The organism is Colwellia sp. Arc7-D (genome assembly GCF_003061515.1).
Classification (GTDB): Bacteria; Pseudomonadota; Gammaproteobacteria; order Enterobacterales; family Alteromonadaceae; genus Cognaticolwellia.
In genome coordinates, this window is record NZ_CP028924.1 from 454716 (window position 1) to 474659 (window position 19944).

Here is a 19944-nt window from a genome sequence, read left to right on the forward strand (position 1 = left end):
GGTTAACATGAGAAGCTTACGTAATTTTTTACCCCTTTTGCTGTTGATTACGGCAATACCTAGTGTGGCTGGCGAACGTGTCGATGAGTCAATGTTGTTAGGCAATATTACCAATGTCAGTATTGAAAATTTACGCGGTGAAGTAACGGTTATAGGTAACAGTGGCGATACGGTTTCAGTTTCGGGTGAGTTAGACAATAAAGCTGAAGGCTTAACGTTTGAAAAGTCAGGTTCGCGTATCATTATTAAAGTTGAAATACCAAACAACAGTCATAGTGGATGGGGCGTTGAAGGTTCAGATCTTACTATCGTAATGCCTAAACATGTACGTGTTAGCTTTAAAGGCGTATCTTCAAATATTAATATTAGCCACTTTACTCATGGCAGTGAAATACAAACTGTTAGTGGTGATATTAATGCTAAAGATCTTATGCAACAGATCGAGTTAGCAACGGTCAGTGGCAATATCGAAAGTACAAACTTATCAGGAAAATTACGTTTGTCATCGGTAAGTGGCGACATTCATGATCGAAACTCGTCTGGGCGAGCACTTTTTAAAACGGTGAGCGGCAACTTAACCTCAAGTTCTACAGCTAATGAAGTATCAGCTAATTCAGTGTCGGGTGACATTGAATTAAAACTCGCAAAAGTTGACGAATTAATTGTTTCAACGGTGAGCGGTGAATTTGAAAGCCAATTATCATTAAATGAAAATGGCTTGGTGAAAATGTCGAGTGTCAGTGGTGATTTAACGGTCGACTTTAAAAATGAAGTACAAGCGAGTTTTAATTTAAAAACTAATGCCGGGGGAAACATTGTCAATGGCCTAACATCAGCAAAAGCTAGACGCGCTAAATATGGTCCAAGTTCTAAATTGTCTTTTGAAACCGGTAATGCCAGTGGCTCAGTGCGAGCAAGTACCGTGAGTGGTCGTATAGAAGTTAAATAATATCAGCAGCGCCTCATGTTTTGAGGCGTTCGTCTACGGTATTTGAATAGCCTAAATTTTACCGGTAAATCCCATTATATTTTAATCAAATTTATTATCTTCCACAGCACTATAAATAACACTTTCAATATCTCGAAAAACTTAATGTATATGAAATAAATCTTTTTGTTTTATCATTTTGCTTAAGGTGAATTTCTGCTACATTAGCTCTCTTTATTTTCGAATAATTTTATTACGCTATTGAAGATTATTTTCTTTCATTAGCTGAGATTATCGCCAAGCATTTAAGGTGTGATATGGCCGATCGCAAGCCAGCCAAGTTTAGTAAAAACAACCAATTTCCTCGAGATAAACAAATTGATGAATTAAAGGTTCCGCCACATTCATTAGAGGCTGAGCAGTCTGTGCTAGGTGGTTTATTATTAGATAATGAAACTTGGGACCGAGTCAGTGAGCGTGTAGTTGCACAAGATTTTTATAGCCGTTCTCATCGCATTACCTTTGAAACTATTGGCCGCTTAATTGAGCTAGGTAATCCTGTCGATTTGATCACCTTATCTGAAGCACTTGAAAACGATCAAAAGCTTGATGATGCCGGTGGCTTTATGTATCTCGCTGAAATGATGAAAAACACGCCCAGTGCCGCCAATATTACTGCCTATGCAGATATTGTACGTGAGCGTGCCGTTACGCGTGAAATGATCAGTGTTGCGAATGAAGTAGCTGAAGCAGGTTATGATCCGCAAGGGCGCACCAGTGCAGACTTACTCGACTTCGCTGAAACCAAGATTTTCGCTATTGCTGAACAACGAGCAAATAAATCTGAAGGTCCAGAGAACATCAGTTCGGTATTGGAAAAAACAGTTGATCGTATTGAAAAACTTTGTGCATCACCCACTAACGGTGTTACTGGTGTTTCAAGCGGCTTTACTGATCTCGATAAAATGACCGCTGGCTTCCAAAAATCAGATTTAATTATTGTTGCAGGTCGTCCATCGATGGGTAAAACAACCTTCGCGATGAACTTGGCAGAAAATGCGGCGATGACAGAAGATAAACCCGCGCTAATTTTTAGTTTAGAGATGCCGTCAGAACAGTTGATGATGAGAATGCTTGCCTCACTTGGTCGCATTGATCAAACTAAAATTCGTACCGGGCAATTAGAAGATGAAGATTGGGCGCGTTTATCGTCAACCATGGGCTTATTAATCGAAAAAGGTAAAATGTTTATCGATGACGCTGCAGGTTTGACACCAACAGATGTGCGCTCAAGAGCAAGACGTATTGCTCGAGATCATGGAGGTATCAGCTTAATTATGATTGATTACCTTCAACTGATGCGTGCACCACAGTTTTCCGATAACAGAACGCTAGAAATCGCTGAAATATCTCGATCATTAAAAGCCTTAGCTAAAGAATTACAAGTGCCGGTTGTCGCTCTATCGCAACTTAACCGTGGCTTGGAGCAACGTGCAGATAAACGACCTATTAACTCAGATTTACGTGAGTCAGGTTCCATTGAGCAAGATGCCGATTTAATCATGTTTATTTACCGTGACGAGGTTTATCACGACGATTCTGAATACAAAGGTATGGCTGAAATTATTATAGGTAAGCAACGTAATGGTCCTATAGGTCGTGTACCACTTACTTTCCAAGGGCAGTTCTCACGTTTCGACAATTATGCTGGCCCGCATGTACTGGATGAAGACTAAGTACTAATGGCATTACACACAGCAACCGCGGTAATTAATTTAGCGGCTTTAAGCAATAATTACCGCCTTATTCAATCGTTATCTCCCCATGCAAAAGTGCTAGCAGTTTTAAAAGCTAATGGTTACGGGCATGGCTTAGAGCGAATTGCTAATGCGTTACCTCATGCTGATGCTTTTGGTGTCGCTCGCATTGATGAAGCGCTTGCCTTGAGAGAGGCGGGAATAGTTAAACCTATTGTTTTGCTTGAAGGTTTTTTTTCTGAAGAAAATATAAACACCTTAGCCGCTAATAATTTACAAACTATAGTACATAACGAACAGCAACTTGCTGCAATTGTTAACGCTAATTTAGCTACCCCGTTAAAAGTTTGGTTGAAAATTGATACTGGTATGCACAGGTTAGGTATTAATCCTGAGCAGCTACCGGCATTTTATCAAGCATTAACGCAATCAAAAAATGTTCAACAACCCATAGTATTAATGAGCCACTTAGGTTGTGCTGATGATAAAGATAACCCTGCAACTCAGCAACAAGTTTGCTTATTTGATGAGTTAACGTCAGCACTGCCATCAGAAAAAAGTATGGCTAACTCTGCCGGTGTTCTACTTTGGCCAGAAAGTCATTATCAATGGATCAGACCTGGCTTATTACTGTATGGCGTTTCGCCATTATCTGCAGATAATGTTATTGAAGGTATTGAACCTGTGATGACTTTGCAATCAAGCTTGATATCTGTTCGCCAATTAGCGGCAGGAGAAGCTGTAGGTTATGGCGGTACTTGGACAAGTGAAAAAAGCACAACCATAGGTGTCGTTGCCATTGGCTATGGAGATGGTTATCCACGTCATGCAACTAATGGTACGCCTGTGCTTATTAATAATCGTCGCGTACCGTTAATTGGTCGAGTATCAATGGATATGATCTCAGTAGATTTAGGCTCACAAAGCCAAGACAAAGTAGGTGATATTGCAACGTTATGGGGCAAAGATTTACCCGTGGAAGAAGTTGCAGCATTTGCGACAACTATCCCTTATGAACTTTTATGTAATATTACTCGTCGGGTACTTGTTCAGTTAGCTGAGTAGTCATTATTAATAAGATTAAAGGGAGTTTACTAAAGTTATTTCTAAACACTAGGTTCAAAATAAACAAAAGAGAAAAAATGAAACATTGATCGTTATTAAAACGTTATCAATGTTTCACTTTACGCTTTATCAATATTATTTACTTGTATTCTTTACAGCTCATAACATAAATGAATCATCATGAATTTTCTAAGTGTTCGGCTAAAATTTGTTTAAAAGCTTCAACTGGTTGGGCACCTGCAAGGGCACTCTTTCGGTTAAAAACCACGGTTGGAACTGAAGAAACACCGAGTTTTTGCCAATAAGACTCTTGCTCAATAACAGCTTCTATTGCTTTACTGCTTTGTAAATGCGCCATTGCTTCTTCCACATTTAGCCCTACAGTCGCTATTTCATTGGCTAGAACATCTCGTATTGAAATGTCTTTTTTCTCAGTAAAAAAAGCAGAAAATAAGCGCATTTTTAATTCGGTTTGCTTACCTTGCTTTTTTGCATATTCAAGTAATATATGAGCATCGCGCGTATTAATGATTTTCATACCTTCGAAGTAGTGAAAATCAAAATCAACGGTTTTACCATGCGCTGTCATTTCGGTTCTAAATTTAGCGCTACTTTCTGGGGTAGAGCCATATTTACGTGCAGAATGTGCACCTAATTCTTCGCCTTCTGACGGCATATCGGGATTTAGCTCAAAGGGTTGCCATTCAATTTCTACCTTACCTTCTAGCCCTAATTCTGAAATTGCTTTAGTTAAATTGCCGTAACCGATAACACACCACGGACATACGACATCTGAAACGATATCTATTTTGATTTTATTGCTCATAGTATTTCTCTTCAATAGTTATGTTTGATGTTAAAAACGGATATTAGAACCTGACGTTATCATGATGGCTTTTCTAGCGACCATTGTTCTAATAGCATTACTTGAATGTATGTCGTAAGTATTTAACATTTAAATGGAGATATAAAAATGACCAAAGCATGAAATCAAGCTTTGGTCGTTCAAACTATGCTTAAATTACTTAGCTACTTTTTCCCAAGCAAATTTACTAAATGGTTTATCAACAACGGTATTAGCAATGTGGTTTGTGTAGTTGCTGATCACTTTTTGAGATAAGCCTAAAAGAATTTCCAATACTTGTTGCTCGCCATAACCTGCTGCGTAAAAGTTTGCTAATTCATCAGCAGAAATGTGACCACGGTTACGGACAATAATTAATGTTGTATCAAGTAAAGCTTGTAGTTTTGCGGTTGGCATAGGTTTTTCATCACGTAATGCTTGAATCAAATCCGCATCTACACTCATTGAGTGTGCAATCGCTGTATGAGCAGGAACACAGTAGTTACAGCCATGTTCAACATTAATGCCTTGCCATACTACGGTAAGCTCTTCTGCGTCAAATGAAGTGTTAAGGAAAAGCTCATGCAATATTTGATATGCATCTAATGTATTAGGTGCGCTAGCTAATACGCCATGTAAGTTCGGTAACATGCCATATGCGCCAACAGACTTTTCTAAAAGTGCTTTACTTGCTTCTGGTGCTGATTCGATTGTGTGTGTAGTTAATGTAGTCATGTCAAAGTACCTTAATAATATGTCTTTCAAAAGTATCTATTGAGATATTTTTGAAGATAATATATCTATAGTTTAAAGAAAATAACCAGTACATTATTTTTCATACCGGTCGGTAATTAATTGTTATTGTACCGATCGGTATATTTAAGTCAACAGTTATTTTGAAAAATATTTGTGTAAATATTTTACAATGCGCTGATACGATTATTTTAGTTGTGTAATGACAGGCTTAAAAGTTAGCCTGTCTTTATGAAGCGCTATATGATTTTTCGAAGGGCGGATAAAACGAGTTGATATCTATTAAGTCTAAATAATTATTGTTAAAAAAAGCCAAGCTTAAGGTAATGAAAGATAAAAATAACTTTATTAACAAAAGCTTATAAGTCAGGATTGCAATTTATTTGCTGTTGCTTCGATATCAGTATTACTAATAAACACACCAGCTAAAATAGTATCAATAACGAACGAAAGATCGGTAGATGCTACTTTAGAGCGAGCCATAGCAGCACAGCCTTTTAATGCGGTGTATAAACTTAATGCGTTACCTTCGGCATTTACATTTAAGCCTAGTGATATCGATTCTTTATCTGTAGTAAATAAATCGGTAAATAAAGCGTTTGGCGCAGTTTCAATATCAATAAGTAACTTTTTGGCTTCATCGGGAATATCGCCACCAGCAATTTCTGATTGGCACAATACAAGATAACAACCTTTAGGCTGTTCAGTACTACATTGCATACCGACTATCGACATCATATAGTTTTTTAAACGGATTTTTAATGGCGTGTCGGGCGTAAACAAAGCATCTAGGTGTACCTTCATATTATGATCAATATAATGTTGAGTCGCTTTTATAAATAAAGCTTCTTTATTGCCAAACGTGCTGTACATACTAGGTTTGTTGATATTCATGCTTTTCGTTAAATCGGCCAAAGACGCACCGACAAAACCTTTAGCCCAGAAAACCTCCATTGCAGCTTGCAATGCTGTTTGCTCATCAAACTTTCGTTTACGTCCACTTACCACAATTATCACCATTAATTATATTCATCACTTATATTGTACCTAATGGTATAGATAAGTTCAATCGTTCAAAAAATATTAGTGAATGAGAAAATAGACCGCAGTTTAAAAATGTGTGATGTAAACAAAGGCATTCGTTATATCACAACATTTATTCACCATTTACAGTAATGACTAACGTTCTCGAACCACCATAATCTCTATGCTCACCAAGGTAAATTCCCTGCCAAATACCTAGGTTCATTCTGCCGTTTTTTAAGGGAATAGTAATATTACTACCTAACGTACTTGCCTTAATATGGGCTGGCATATCATCTGAACCTTCATAGGTATGACGATAGTAGGGAGCATTTTCAGGGACAAATTGATTAAAGTGTCGCTCCATATCATCACGTACAGTCGGATCGGCATTCTCATTAATGGTAAGCGATGCTGATGAGTGTTTAATGAAAAGGTGTAATAAGCCAAAATGAACAGGTGGAAATTTAGCTAGTACCAGTTCAACGTCTTCAGTGATCAAATGGAAACCACGAGGGAAAGGTTTTAATGTTAACTCGACTTGTTGCCACATAGGTTATTTTACTCTTTTGTTGTAGACGCAAATATTCTTTTCCATCCATGTGATCATGACATACCGTTCATCCTGAACATCGTCATTCTTTTCCATCCATGTGATCATGACATACCGTTCATCCTGAACATCGTCATTCTTTCACATCCATGTGATCATGACATACCGTTCATCCTGAACATCGTCATTCTTTTACATCCATGTGACCATGACATACCGTTCATCCTGAACATCGTCATTCTTTCACATCCATGTGATCATGACATACCGTTCATCCTGAACATCGTCATTCTTTCACATCCATGTGATCATGACATACCGTTCATCCTGAACATAAAAAAGCCCCGTATTAACGAGGCTGGTTTTCGGGATTAAATATAACTATTTATCAAAACTAAATTCGATATAGGCATTACCAAATTCTGAAGTGAGCGGAATGATAACGATTGGACCGTCAGCCATGTGATGAATAGAGTGACCAGGCCCTGAAACTACCATAGGCGTTGCCATATCAAATTCTATACCTTTTTCACTCAGCATACGCTTGGCACCACCGGTAACCATATTGGTGATTTCACCAACGAGATCAGTAATTTCTTCATTTATTTCATCTGGCCCTTCACCGACCATTTTTTTCATGGTAGCAAGTGCTAACTTACCTTCAAAGGTAATAGATAAAGAACCTTTTGTTTGTTGACTTACCATACCAATTAATCCTGAAACATCGCCTTTAGCTATTTCATTTTTTTTCAAGCGAGGTTTCTCAGGAATGAGTTCCATTTGTGCCATGGTTGTCATCACGTTCAGCATCGAAGAAAGGAAGGGGTTAATAAACTCTGCATTCATGAATTTTTTTCCAAAGACTCAATTTAAAAGGGTAAGGTTATTTTGCGCATTCTAGAGCAAAATAAAAATCTGGTTGTATTAATTTTAAGGTTTTATTTCATTAATAATAACTGATCTTTTGAAAGTTAGGCTACCTTTTATCTGCTTATCCTTGAAATTAACTGTATTCACCTGTTTTGGGTAATGCTCAGTCAATAAACGATTAGTTATTTTAAGGCCTGTTAAAGCATGAGAAAACTCAGCTTCTTGATAAATAAATATATTACCTTTACTCACCTCAAGGCCAATCCAATTTAATGTTATGGCTTGGTCTTGATAATGCAATTGAAAATGCGCTTCTACGTATTGGCGAATAAACTTCTCATAATCAGGATGAGCAACTGAGAAGTGTATTTGATTCGTTTCAGCTATAGCGTTGTCGATATCATGAGCCGTTATTTGGTGAATAACTTCAATTGATTGAGTACGTTCATTTAACGATAAATCGGAAATACTAAAAAAGTAACGGTGGGCAACCGCATTAGCGGCTAACCCACACAATAGCAAAACCAAAAAGCGTTTAGCTAGACTTAACAACATGTTTACTGTTCAGCCTCATTATCTTCTTCTGTACTTTTGCTTTCTTTATCATCTGCACTTTTCAATTCAACATTGTAATCGCGCATCATGTCATCTTTCTTGCGTTTGTATAAATCAAAGCGAGATTTAATTGGGCGTGCAGGCCAGTAATTATTACTAACATCTACATCAGCGGTTTCCCAGTTAGGATCAATAGCGATACCAGTTAATTCTTTTTCACGCACAAATAATTTAGAGACTAACTTACTATTACGACGCCAAATTTCAGCAGGTAAAGTTACTCGCTCAGTGGTATTGTCAGCATAAGTGAGCTCTAGAATAACGGGCATCACAAGTCCGCCTTTATTTTCAAAATCAACAATGTAGAAGTTTCTTTCGTCAATAAGTAGGTCTTTTTGCCATTGCTCTAATTTTGCATGGCTTTTGTTATATTTATTACGCGCTGCGTTTGTAGCTGTAAACTTATCATGCTCATTGTAAAAGTCTAACAACTCAGGTTTATCGTCAGTTCTAACCCACTTGCCTTTATTTTGAACTTTACTAATAAAGTCAGGCTTTTCGTTATCTAATGCACGTTCCCAAGCTTCTTCCGTATCAGGGTTTTGGCTATTTGGACGATATAAGTGAATATTACCTAAGGCAATATCAACATGATCTGTAGTGTAGAACCAACCACGCCAGAACCAATCTAAATCAACACCCGAGGCATCTTCCATCGTACGGAAAAAATCTGCAGGAGTAGGGCGTTTAAACTTCCAGCGTTGCGCGTATTCTTTAAAGGCAAAATCAAACAACTCTCTGCCCATAACAGTTTCACGTAAAATGTTTAATGCTGTTGCTGGCTTACCGTATGCATTGTTACCAAATTGCAAAATTGATTCAGAATTCGTCATGATAGGAACTTGGTTATCACTTTTCATGTAGCTGGTAATATTTGCAGCATCACCGCGGCGAGATGGGTAACCTTCTTCCCATGCTTGTTCAGCAACAAATTGTAGAAAAGTATTTAAACCTTCATCCATCCAAGTCCACTGACGTTCGTCCGAGTTCACAATCATTGGGAAATAGTTGTGTCCCACTTCATGAATAATTACGCCAATAAGCCCGTATTTAGTTCTGCGAGAATAGGTTTTTTCACCCGTTTCTTTATCTAATGTCGGGCGCGGGCCGTTGAAAGTGATCATCGGATATTCCATGCCACCAACAGGGCCATTTACCGAGATAGAAACAGGGTAAGGATAAGCAAAGGTATATTTATTATATTGCTCCATGGTGTGGATAATTGACTCAGTAGAGTATTTTTCCCATAACGGGTTACCTTCATTCGGGTAGAAAGACATCGCCATTGTGTCGGTTTTTCCACCTTTGTAACCTTGTGCATCCCAAATAAATTTACGGCTTGAGGCAAAAGCAAAATCTCGTACGTTTTTCGCTTCAAATTCCCAAGTCTTAGTTTTAGTAGAACGCGATTTTTCGTTTTCTAAAGCTTCTTCAGGTGTAATAACGAGTACTGGCTTATCGGCATCTTTAGCTTTTGCTAAACGATTACGTTGAGTTTTTGTTAAAACATCTTTTGGGTTTTGTAACACACCTGTTGCAGCTACAACGTGATCAGCGGGAACCGTAATGCTAACGTCATAGTCACCAAACTCTAAGGTGAATTCGCCGCTACCAATAAACTGCTTGTTCTGCCAACCCATTACATCGTAGTAAGCTGCAGCACGAGGAAACCAACTCGCTATTTCGTAAAGGTAATTATCGTCTTCTTTGAAATACTCGTAACCTGAACGGCCACCTAAGACTTTTTGTTCATGTAATTGGTAGTTCCAATTAATATTTAGCTCTACGCTATCACCTGATTTGAGCGCTTTTGGTAAATCAATGCGCATCATAGTGCCATTGATAACATAACTTAACGCTTTGCCGTTTGAACCAGCTACTTTAGTAATGTCATAACCGCCCTGGAATTCGTCTGTTTCAATAACATTGCGTAAACCGGTATAAGTGATTTTTTTCTCTGGTGCTGTGCGTGTTGTTTTTGCACCTGCATTATCAGCTAATTTATTTTGGTCTAACTGTAACCACAAATAACGTAAAGTATCAGGGGAGTTGTTTGTATAATCAATTGTTTCACTGCCTGATAACGTTTGTTTCTCGTCATCTAGGGTAATATCAATTTTATAATCCACCTCTTGTTGCCAATATTGATGGCCAGGTGCACCAGACGCTGTGCGATAAGTATTTGGCGTTGGTAAGTTTTCTTCTAGCTGACGAAATTTATCGTCATTAATGCTGCTTTTTGCTACCGCAATACCACTAACAGCAATGCATAAACAAAGTAAGGCTGTGTTGATTGAATATTTCATGTGCTTCCTGAAGGAGTTAAACTAAGTGAATTTTTAATATTATCGGTACTTTATAACATTTTTTTAACGAATAGGTCAGGTTACTGAAATGTAATATGCGTTCAATTGTAGAATAAACACGTTGAGTTGTTGTAGCGTTAAAATACGCCGTAGAATAAATCTGTTTTAGAAGTAAATCCTTGTTTAGCTTTAAGGTACTTTGACGAGTATTAACAGATAACTAAATTATGGTAAACGAGCATTTATAAGTGAATCTAAAATTAACTTATTAAGCCTTGCATTAACAACCTTTGGCTTCTTTAATAATAAAATTTGCAGCATAGCTTTTGATAAAGTTGTTTAGTATTTTTTTTCGCAACCCCTGAGATTTGTGAACAAGCTATTCCTTCGTCGTAAGGGCCAAAATAAACCACTTCTTTTGATCTAATGCTTTAATTTTCTCAATATCGATGACAAATAATAATATAAATATCAATAACTACACCTTATAATGAAGTAACTAACGAAGATGGTTTACTGATTGTTTTTACAGCATTAAAATAGTCGAAACCCTCAGTATCCAATCAATATATTTATACTAAATTGATTATTTAGTTATAAAAAAGGACTTTTATGCTTTCAAAATTTTTTAAATCAACCCTAGTTTTTAATCGAGCTCAAAATCAAGCGCCTAACTTTTTTCTAGTTTACTTTTTAATCGCCCTTATTTGGCACAATAACTTTTTTATGAGCTTAGTTGTCGCCGATGGTAGTTTAAGTGATAAATTCACTAGCGCATTAACGGAACACTCATTTCAATATGGTGTGGTTTTATGCTTAACGTTATTGTTTTATATTTTAAGATTATCGTTTTTGTATTTCGTTAACAAAACTGATGAATTTATTGAAGCTGATGAACCTATTGAAACCAAAATAGGTAGTGATCAAGTCTTTACTGAGAATAAAGATGTAGTGCGTTTATTAGCATTGCTAGATGAAACTAAAGCTGAATTGGCCAAAGTAAAAGTTAGAGAAGTTACGGCTCAAAAAGATAAAACTGCGACAATAAGTAAAATGTTGGCTGCTCAAGCTGAGTTAGATATTGCGCTGGCTGATATAACCATTTTAAGTAAATCTAATGAGGAGCTAAGGTCTAAGCTATCAGAATGTAAGGTAACTTAGCCAGTAGTCTAAACAGCCGAATAACTTGCTATTATTTCTTTTATTTAGCGCCCCTAAAGCCTTTATAATTAGTGAATACTCCTGTTGTACTAATCTACAGCTGCATTTGCTTTACACTTAAAGGTTTTTTATTACTTTATACCTTTAAAGTATATATCTCCTTGACTATGGAGTGACAGATGAGCATCACCCTTCAATATATTGTACTCAATTAAATGTTATGCTTAACCTTGTTGGCTTAAGCTCTCTTACTATAGAAACCTTAAGTTCAATTGATAAATTGCTTAATAGCAATCGTGACGCAGCAATAACTGTGTCATTTTTCTTAGAAAAGTCTATCAATAATGAAACGTAATATTCATATTTGTTTGATTTCACTAAAGAATAAGAAGCTGAAAGATTCAGTTGCTATAACCTTAATTCATTAGGAAAAATTATGTTAAATAAAATACACCTTGCCACCTTCACTTTCTCTGCTCTATTAATTACTGCCTGTGGCGGCTCAAGCGATAAAGCTCCAGTAGAAAATATCACACCATTACCTAGCTTTTCTTTATCGGTAAGTGACGCGCCAGTAGATGATCTTTCTGAAGTCGTTGTATGTTTCAACCAAATAGAACTTAAAGGTAATGGTGCAGATACCGTTTTCATTGTAGGTAATGAAGAAGGAATGATTGCAGTCAATGATCTATGTTTAGATAATAGCGGTGATGTTATTCCTAATACGGTAGGTCTTGATTTATTACAATATAAAGGTAGTGATTCAATTGCTTTAGTCGATGGTATCAGCATTGAAGCAGGTGATTATACACAGTTACGTTTAATCATGAGTGATGGTTCTTACGGCATTGATGCACAAACGAGTGATAAAATCAGTGTAAGTGTACCTTCAAATGAACTCAAATTAGATGGTTTCACAGCAACGTTAGGTGGAACGGTAGACTTAACGTTAGAATTTGACTTAAATAAAGGAATGACGAATCCTGTTGGTCAAGCGGGTTATTTTCTTAAGCCACGCGGTGTTAGATTAGTTAATAACAATGAAGCGGGTCATATTAATGGAACTGTCTCGGAAACGTTATTAATTGAGAATCAATGTACGCCACTTTCTGATTCAACTGCAAATGTCGCAAGTGTCTATATATATGAAGGTGCGGATTTGGCTATTGATACCTTAGAAGATAACGGTGGAGATGAAACTGGAAATTTACCTTATGCAAGTACAGCAGTGACTTTCAATAGCGAACAAACAAGCTATAACTTTGAAATAGGTTTTATTACTATAGGTGATTACACCGTTGCTGTTAGTTGTGATACTGAGGATGATCCAGAGGTTAACGAAGAAGTAAACTTCATCACTTCACAAAATGTTACTGTAATTGCAGATAATACTCCTGTTCAAGTCAACTTTTAAAAAGAGTATCTTTTTAATTTAGTGCTCTTGCTTTATTGCAAGAGCATTGTCATTGGTTAAAGAAGTAATTTAGTTGATTGCTTTTTAGAACTTTCAATCTAATCATCATTTTTTCTTTTGTTTAAAACACCTGTAGTCAGTATAATTCACCAATATTTCAAACTACACATGTTAAGTTTGAACTTGCTTCTAATTTATAGGCTTTATTTTTAAATATATGATTTCTCACAAATTCTCCATCGCACCCATGCTCGATTGGACCGATCGTCACTGTCGCTATTTTTATCGCGTAATGTCGAAACAAGCGGTGTTGTATACCGAAATGGTAACTACGGGCGCAATACTGCATGGTAAAGGCAATTACTTAGCATATAACGACGAAGAGCATCCTTTGGTATTACAGCTTGGTGGTAGTGATGTAAACGCTATGACGGAGTGTGCAAAAATTGCTGAACAGCAAGGATATGATGAAATCAATATTAATGTTGGTTGTCCATCAGACCGTGTACAAAATGGTAAGTTTGGTGCCTGTTTAATGGCAGAGCCTCAACTGGTGGCAGACTGTGTCGCGAGTATGCAAAACGTCACCAAAATTCCAACAACAGTAAAATCACGTATTGGTATTGACGATCTCGACAGTTATGAATTTTTACATCAGTTTTTAACGACGGTGAGTGCCGCGGGTTGTCAGCATTTTATTATTCACGCGCGTAAAGCCTGGTTAAGTGGTTTAAGTCCCAAACAAAACCGAGATATTCCACCGTTAGACTATCAGCGCGTATATCAAATTAAACAAGACTTTCCCAATATTGATATTTCAATCAATGGCGGTATAACAACTTTTGCACAAGCTAATGAGCATATGCAACACATTGATGGTGTGATGATTGGTAGAGAAGTTTATCAAAACCCTTATATGTTAACTGAAGCTGACAATGAAATTTGGCAGGCAAATTCTGAAGTTAAGTCACGACAAGTTGTGCTTAATGAAATGATTGAATATGTTGACCATCACGTAGCCAATGGTGGCCGAGCTTGGCATGTAGCTAGGCATATGCTTGGGTTATGTAATGGTTTAGCAGGTGCGAAGCAATTTCGCCGTTATTTAAGTGAAAATGCTAATGGTGAAAATGTAGGTGGTGAAGTACTACAACAAGCTTTTGCTAAAGTGTTACAACTTAACCCTGATTTAGACGTGATCTGATTTTTATCTTATTGTTTTAAATTACTTCGCTGAGTAAATTCAGCACTTTCAAATTTATTAAAGTCCTAATATTGAAAACAGTTTCTCGATATTGGGACTTAAATACTCCATGTAATTGCTTTTTATTATGGCTTAATTCTTTTTCATAAATTTCGCTATAAATTAGTAAATTTAACCACATCGCAGTTTTATCAATAAAGTAACACTGCATTTTATTATCTTCATAAAAATAAATTTACCATTAAAACAGTGGTTTAGTGTTTTTTTCGATCCTTGGCACAACCTTTGTAAGTGTTTAAGCAACTTATATAAGTAGCACTTTAAAAATAGAGTGTTAAATACAGCCTAAAAGGATTGATACAATGCCAAGTTTAACCATGTTATTTACATTGTTTATGTTACCCGGTGTTTGTTTGCTGGCGACCTCATTTATTGTTGCTAGATTAGAGCAAGGTAAATAAGCTTCACTGTTTAAGGCATAGCCTTAATTTTAAAATATCGTTTTTATCGCTATTTTTTATCGCTATTTTTATAATAATGGCAAGTCGATAAGCTTTTTTTAAGTATTTTTGCTATTTACACTTTATATATTTACTACCGCTCAAACTCCTTCACCATAAATACTGTACTTTGTGTGAGATCTCAGCTAATTTTGCTTTATCGTTTCAAGGTAAAATTATTAGGTCTAGCTTATGACGTATTTTCAGCAATTGATTTCCTGCGTAGATTTACACGCTATACTTGGTAGTGAAAACCTAGTGATCCTCGATGCTAGTATTCCTCCAGTGGGTAACATGGAAGCACCAGAAAATAGTTGGCCAGAATACCGTATTCCAAGTGCTCGTCGCTTCGACTTAAATAAAGACTTCTCTGATCCTATTAGTACACTTCCACATACCATGCCAACCTCAGAACATTTTGAACAAGCTGCGAAAGCATTAGGTATTAATCAGCAAAGCCAAATTGTGGTTTACGATGATTTGGGCTTATTTTCAGCCGCGCGCGCTTGGTATATGTTTAGGGCAATGGGACATAAAAATATCGCTGTTTTGGATGGTGGTTTGCCATATTGGCTTAAACTTAAAAAGCCCATTGATGAACGTTCCAATTTTATTGATGATACTCCCAAGGTAGTGGCTGGAAACTTTGTGGCTAAAGCGCAGGTTGATTTTTTTTGTAACTGGCAAGACGTTGAAGCGCAAACTCGCTCTCAAGTTAACCTGATACTCGACGCACGTGCAAACCGTAGATTTACAGGAGCAGATGCAGAGCCTCGATCAGGAGTTCGAAGTGGCCATATGCCGAACGCAAAAAACTTACCTTACAATGACTTATTAACGCATGGCCGGTTAAAATCACCTGATGAATTAGCAGAAATATTTACTGATATTAATACTGATAAAAAAGCCATGATAATGACTTGTGGTTCTGGCGTTACGGCTTGTGTGTTGGCTTTGGCGGCAGATATTGTCAACATTAAAGACGTTAGGGTTTACGACGGTTCATGGAGTGAATGGGGATCATTAACTCATACCGAAGTTGTAACCTCTACTTGATAAAAAATAAGACATAACTTTTACTAACCAATCTACATATAAACGCTTTTCGAAAAACTCTGACTAATAAGCACTGTAATAATGTACTTACAGTGCTTAACTTTTATTCACTTATTAATAAATAAATGAAATATAAGGTTTGATGAACTTGTCATCAAATAATCAATAATCTACTTAGCTCTTGCCATAGCAAAAAACACTTCTTTCTCCTCTTAAATATTTTAGTTAATTCAATGGTCAATTTTACTAACCTTAGTGGCTATATTGACTAAATATTAGTTCGACATAATATGTCTTATTTTGATTGGTAAATGTAGGATCAAAATAAAATCATAAATAACAGCGTCTTACTGTTTTTCATCTACTTGGCACAGCACTTGTAATAGTAATATCAGTTACCAACATGATGCGTTAATTAATAACACTTCATGTTACTCACATAAGGATATTAATAATGAAACTATTACAAACTAAACAAGTATTAAGCACCGTTTTATTATCTTGTACGTTGCTACTTACTACCACGGCTTCAGCACAAGAGGCTTCTTTAGAGCAAAGTTTGGCAGCAACAGTACAGGCACAAGGACAAAAGGTGCTGAATGATTTATCTGCAGGGCTAGCACATTCAATCAAAGCTGAACTAAACCGTTTTTCAATGCGATATAGCATGATGGAAACTCAGGAGTTAGCAGCGGTTATAAAGCAAAAAGAATCTAATTTACTAAAACAAAAAACTTCAAAGTATTAATAGGAGAAAAAATTATGGGTATGTTTTCAAGGTTTACAGACATTATTAACGCCAACATTAATGCAATGTTAGATAAAGCAGAAGAGCCAGAAAAAATGATCAAGTTGATCATTAATGAAATGGAAGAAACTTTGGTTGAGGTGCGCTCAGCAGCGGCCAAGTATATTGCAGAAAAGAAAACGGTCATGCGCAGTATTCACGAAATGGAGTGTCGTGCTAATAGCTGGAAAACAAAAGCAGAATTGGCGTTAAGTAAGGGGCGTGAAGACTTAGCTAAGTCAGCGTTGATTGAAAAGCAAAGTTGTACACAAAAACTAGCCGAATTTAATGAAGAGTTAGTGCAAATTGATGAGTACTTATCTGCAGTGCAACAAGATAGCCAACGTTTGCAAGATAAGTTGACGGAGGCAAAGCGCAAGCAAGAAGCATTTGCTATTCGCCAGCAATCTGCAGAAGTACGCTTAAAAGTGCGTGAAAAAGCGGTTATTCATAATATTGATGAAGCGATTAATAAATTTGAACGTTACCAGCAAAAAATTGACCGTGTTGAAGCCGAGGTTGAAGCTTACGATATGACTTCGTCAAATGATTTAAATAGTCAATTTCGTGAGCTAGAAAATGATGAAAACATAGAGCAAGAGCTTGAACAATTAAAGCAGAAAGTTGCTAACGGTTAAGTTTGCTTAGGGTGTTATAGGTATAACACCCTCGCTTAATTTTATACTGAGCACTACTGATGTTTATGTGCTGTATAAATTTCACAAATTTAAAAGGAGTAAATCATGAGTTACGACCGAGAATATTCAGTTCACAAAACCTTAACAAAAGATCTAACGCATAAAAAGTTATCAGGTGTTTGCGGTGGGTTAGCGAGGCATTATAACCTACCTCGTTTAGCGGTAAGGGTAGGTGCTATCGTTGCGTTATTAATGTTTCCAGCTGCCACAGGCGTAGCATATATAGTGGCAACATTATTAATACCTAACAAGGTTTAAAATTTTTTAACATGCAGGGGAGTAAGGTATGTCGTTTTTTAAATCATTATGTTTAGCCATTTTCGCCACAATATTTTTAACGTACGTTTTAGGCGTCAGTTTTATAGAGCTACTTGATGTTGATATTTATATGGGGGAGCAAGTCATTGAACCTTTAAAGGCGATTAGTGTTTCTGCCTTGGTGGTTGTATTACTTGTTTTGGTGGCTTTTGCTATCGCGATGAGTGTATTCGGCTCAATAATATTTGTTGCTATGTTAGTGCTAGGCGGCGGTGCCATGTTATTGGTTGGGGTCTTTTGGCCTGTATTTTTAATTGCCGGCGTTATTTGGTTACTTGCACGAGATAAACGCCCGGTACATTGTTAGTTTTAGTACCACGACCAAGTAAAACACAAAACAAAATCGAAATACTCGCTAACACAACCTAAGTTTATAAAGAGCACTTATTAACGACGGATTTTAAAAAGTTAGAGAGTATCGATTTACTGTTTTTGGTACTGACTAAGCGTTTAAATAGTTCAGCTTTAATTGTCATGATTTCTTCTATCAATGCTTGCGTGTGAACCCTCTTCATATTTGAACTTATAATTAAGTTATCCATTTAGCTCAAGCTTAGTTACAATAGTGATTAAGAATCATAATATGGATAAAAAGGATGTATAGCAGCTTATGAGGAATATATTTTTACCAGTAATATCATGGTTAATTTTATTGAATATTTCGTTATCCAACGAAGTGTTCGCTAATGAGGTTAATGAGATATCAGTTGAAGATGGGTATGTGAGGGAGAGTATTTCCGGCACGTCTATTTCTTCAGCTTATATGACAATAAAAAACTTATCATCAACAGATACTCGTCTTGTTTCTGCATCAAGCGAAGTGAGCGAGCGTATTGAAATTCATCAGCATACTATGGTTGATGGCTTAATGCGTATGCGCCAACGTGATTATGTAGACATTTTAGCTAACAATAGTACTGTTTTTCAGCCTTCAGGTTTTCATTTAATGATTTTTAATTTAAAAGAGCCTCTAAAAGCAAAAGAAAAAGTTATTATTACCCTGCATTTTGACAATCAATCTAGCCTCGAAGTAAATTATACTGTTCAAGGTCTTAAGCAGAAAAAACACCATCACCATTAGTAAGGAGTAGTTATGAAAGTTAATATCTCGACAAAAGCTGTCATTTCAGGATTTTTAGCATTATTTTTTTTGCTGTATCTACTTGGCGTTTATTGGAGCTTTGAGCCTGAACAATTCGATATTCGTGCGGAGGTTACTAAAGCAGCGACTGCCGACGGTGTTACCCCTGTTGTAGGCTATACTACAACTACAACACTTATTCGCGTCACTGAAACCTTGTTAAATAAGCCTGGTGGTTACTTGGCTAATGACGCACTTCCCCCTTCAGTATTTTTAGATAATATTCCAGCGTGGGAGTTTGGTGCACTGGAAATGATAAGAGATATGGCGCTTGTAATGCGTCAAGAGTTTAGCCGTTCACAGTCTCAATCAGCAGAAAATAAAAATTTAAAAGTAGCACAACCACAATTCAATATTGATCATACAAGTTGGGCTATTCCAAGTGCTGAAGGTGAATACCAAAAAGCAATTAATGAGCTATACGCATACAGAAAAGCCTTATCTCAAGTTAACAATCAATCGGCTCAGTTTTACGCGCGTTCTGATAACTTGCGCGGCTGGATACAAGAAGCAACAAAGCGTTTAGGAAGTTATTCTCAACGTTTAAGTGCAAGTGTTGGTCGAGAACAAATTAATGTTGACCTCGCTGGCGATAGAGTCGCGAAACAATCAACATTAGGCTCAGCCAGTATGCAGTTGAAAACAAGTTGGTGGGATATTGATAATGAGTTTTACGAAGCACGAGGCGCTTGTTGGGCCTTGTTACATTTTTTAAAAGCCATAGAAATTGACTTTAAAGATGTACTCGAGCAGAAAAATGCCAAAGTTAGTGTTCAACAAATTATTCGCGAGCTTGAAGCAAGCCAAGAGTCAATGTGGAGTCCAATGGTTTTAAATGGCGATGGTTTTGGCATACTTGCAAATCATTCTTTGGTAATGGCTAATTATATATCACGTGCGAATGCGGCACTGATTGATTTAAATGACTTATTGAGTCAAGGGTAATAAAAC

General features: G+C 36.8%; 20 protein-coding genes. 13 read left to right on the top strand and 7 right to left on the bottom strand.

The window, feature by feature from the left end; translation table 11 throughout:
• Nucleotides 1-7: 7 nt before the first annotated feature.
• The 3 genes from DBO93_RS01995 to alr all read left to right on the top strand — a co-directional run bounded on the left by DBO93_RS01995 (nucleotide 8) and on the right by alr (nucleotide 3750).
• Nucleotides 8-949 (top strand): DUF4097 family beta strand repeat-containing protein, encoded by a 942-nt coding sequence (locus DBO93_RS01995; protein ID WP_108454832.1) that lies wholly within the window; start codon nucleotides 8-10, stop codon nucleotides 947-949.
• A 296-nt stretch (nucleotides 950-1245) separates the two neighbouring features.
• Nucleotides 1246-2664: a replicative DNA helicase gene (gene dnaB / locus DBO93_RS02000; RefSeq protein WP_108454833.1), complete on the top strand. Its 1419-nt coding sequence runs from the start codon at nucleotides 1246-1248 to the stop codon at nucleotides 2662-2664.
• A 6-nt stretch (nucleotides 2665-2670) separates the two neighbouring features.
• Nucleotides 2671-3750, top strand: a complete 1080-nt coding sequence (alr, locus tag DBO93_RS02005) for an alanine racemase (RefSeq protein ID WP_108454834.1) — start codon at nucleotides 2671-2673, stop codon at nucleotides 3748-3750.
• Nucleotides 3751-3928: 178 nt separating this feature from the next.
• On the opposite strand, the gene DBO93_RS02010 is transcribed toward alr, so the two are convergent.
• The 7 genes from DBO93_RS02010 to DBO93_RS02040 all read right to left on the bottom strand — a co-directional run bounded on the left by DBO93_RS02010 (nucleotide 3929) and on the right by DBO93_RS02040 (nucleotide 10714).
• Nucleotides 3929-4576, bottom strand: coding sequence for a DsbA family oxidoreductase (locus tag DBO93_RS02010; RefSeq protein WP_108454835.1), 648 nt, complete (start codon nucleotides 4574-4576; stop codon nucleotides 3929-3931).
• 195 nt (nucleotides 4577-4771) lie between these two features.
• Nucleotides 4772-5329, bottom strand: coding sequence for a carboxymuconolactone decarboxylase family protein (locus DBO93_RS02015; RefSeq protein WP_108454836.1), 558 nt, complete (start codon nucleotides 5327-5329; stop codon nucleotides 4772-4774).
• 384 nt (nucleotides 5330-5713) lie between these two features.
• Nucleotides 5714-6367, bottom strand: a complete 654-nt coding sequence (locus tag DBO93_RS02020; RefSeq protein WP_239059076.1) for a TetR/AcrR family transcriptional regulator — start codon at nucleotides 6365-6367, stop codon at nucleotides 5714-5716.
• Nucleotides 6368-6503: 136 nt separating this feature from the next.
• Complete coding sequence (locus DBO93_RS02025; protein WP_108454837.1) at nucleotides 6504-6923, bottom strand: secondary thiamine-phosphate synthase enzyme YjbQ; 420 nt, start codon at nucleotides 6921-6923, stop codon at nucleotides 6504-6506.
• A gap of 381 nt (nucleotides 6924-7304) precedes the next feature.
• Nucleotides 7305-7769, bottom strand: a complete 465-nt coding sequence (locus DBO93_RS02030; RefSeq protein WP_108454838.1) for a chemotaxis protein CheX — start codon at nucleotides 7767-7769, stop codon at nucleotides 7305-7307.
• An 84-nt stretch (nucleotides 7770-7853) separates the two neighbouring features.
• On the bottom strand, nucleotides 7854-8348 hold the full coding sequence (locus tag DBO93_RS02035; RefSeq protein ID WP_108454839.1) for a DUF6702 family protein: 495 nt from the start codon (nucleotides 8346-8348) through the stop codon (nucleotides 7854-7856).
• Between the two features lie 2 nt (nucleotides 8349-8350).
• Nucleotides 8351-10714 carry a M1 family metallopeptidase gene (locus tag DBO93_RS02040; RefSeq protein ID WP_108454840.1) on the bottom strand — a complete coding sequence of 788 codons (2364 nt, stop codon included), beginning with the start codon at nucleotides 10712-10714 and terminating at the stop codon, nucleotides 8351-8353.
• 612 nt (nucleotides 10715-11326) lie between these two features.
• On the opposite strand from DBO93_RS02040, the gene DBO93_RS02045 reads away from it, so the two are divergent.
• The 10 genes from DBO93_RS02045 (at nucleotide 11327) to DBO93_RS02100 (ending at nucleotide 19938) form a co-directional block, all read left to right on the top strand.
• A complete protein-coding gene (locus DBO93_RS02045; protein WP_108454841.1) occupies nucleotides 11327-11875 on the top strand; it encodes a hypothetical protein in 549 nt (182 codons plus the stop codon).
• Between the two features lie 436 nt (nucleotides 11876-12311).
• On the top strand, nucleotides 12312-13289 hold the full coding sequence (locus tag DBO93_RS02055; RefSeq protein WP_108454843.1) for a DUF4382 domain-containing protein: 978 nt from the start codon (nucleotides 12312-12314) through the stop codon (nucleotides 13287-13289).
• Between the two features lie 217 nt (nucleotides 13290-13506).
• Nucleotides 13507-14493, top strand: coding sequence for a tRNA dihydrouridine(20/20a) synthase DusA (dusA, locus tag DBO93_RS02060; RefSeq protein WP_108454844.1), 987 nt, complete (start codon nucleotides 13507-13509; stop codon nucleotides 14491-14493).
• 692 nt (nucleotides 14494-15185) lie between these two features.
• The gene (locus DBO93_RS02070) at nucleotides 15186-16049 is read left to right on the top strand and encodes a sulfurtransferase (RefSeq protein WP_108454846.1); all 864 of its coding nucleotides are present in this window, start codon (nucleotides 15186-15188) and stop codon (nucleotides 16047-16049) included.
• A 454-nt stretch (nucleotides 16050-16503) separates the two neighbouring features.
• The gene (locus DBO93_RS02075; protein ID WP_108454847.1) at nucleotides 16504-16797 is read left to right on the top strand and encodes a hypothetical protein; all 294 of its coding nucleotides are present in this window, start codon (nucleotides 16504-16506) and stop codon (nucleotides 16795-16797) included.
• 14 nt (nucleotides 16798-16811) lie between these two features.
• On the top strand, nucleotides 16812-17474 hold the full coding sequence (gene pspA / locus DBO93_RS02080; RefSeq protein WP_108454848.1) for a phage shock protein PspA: 663 nt from the start codon (nucleotides 16812-16814) through the stop codon (nucleotides 17472-17474).
• 105 nt (nucleotides 17475-17579) lie between these two features.
• Entirely contained in the window at nucleotides 17580-17792 is a 213-nt protein-coding gene (locus DBO93_RS02085; protein ID WP_108454849.1) for a PspC domain-containing protein, read from the top strand.
• Nucleotides 17793-17820: 28 nt separating this feature from the next.
• On the top strand, nucleotides 17821-18159 hold the full coding sequence (locus tag DBO93_RS02090) for a hypothetical protein (protein ID WP_108454850.1): 339 nt from the start codon (nucleotides 17821-17823) through the stop codon (nucleotides 18157-18159).
• Nucleotides 18160-18462: 303 nt separating this feature from the next.
• Nucleotides 18463-18933 carry a copper chaperone PCu(A)C gene (locus DBO93_RS02095; RefSeq protein ID WP_108454851.1) on the top strand — a complete coding sequence of 157 codons (471 nt, stop codon included), beginning with the start codon at nucleotides 18463-18465 and terminating at the stop codon, nucleotides 18931-18933.
• 12 nt (nucleotides 18934-18945) lie between these two features.
• On the top strand, nucleotides 18946-19938 hold the full coding sequence (locus DBO93_RS02100) for a DUF2333 family protein (protein WP_108454852.1): 993 nt from the start codon (nucleotides 18946-18948) through the stop codon (nucleotides 19936-19938).
• The last annotated feature ends 6 nt before the right edge of the window (nucleotides 19939-19944 follow it).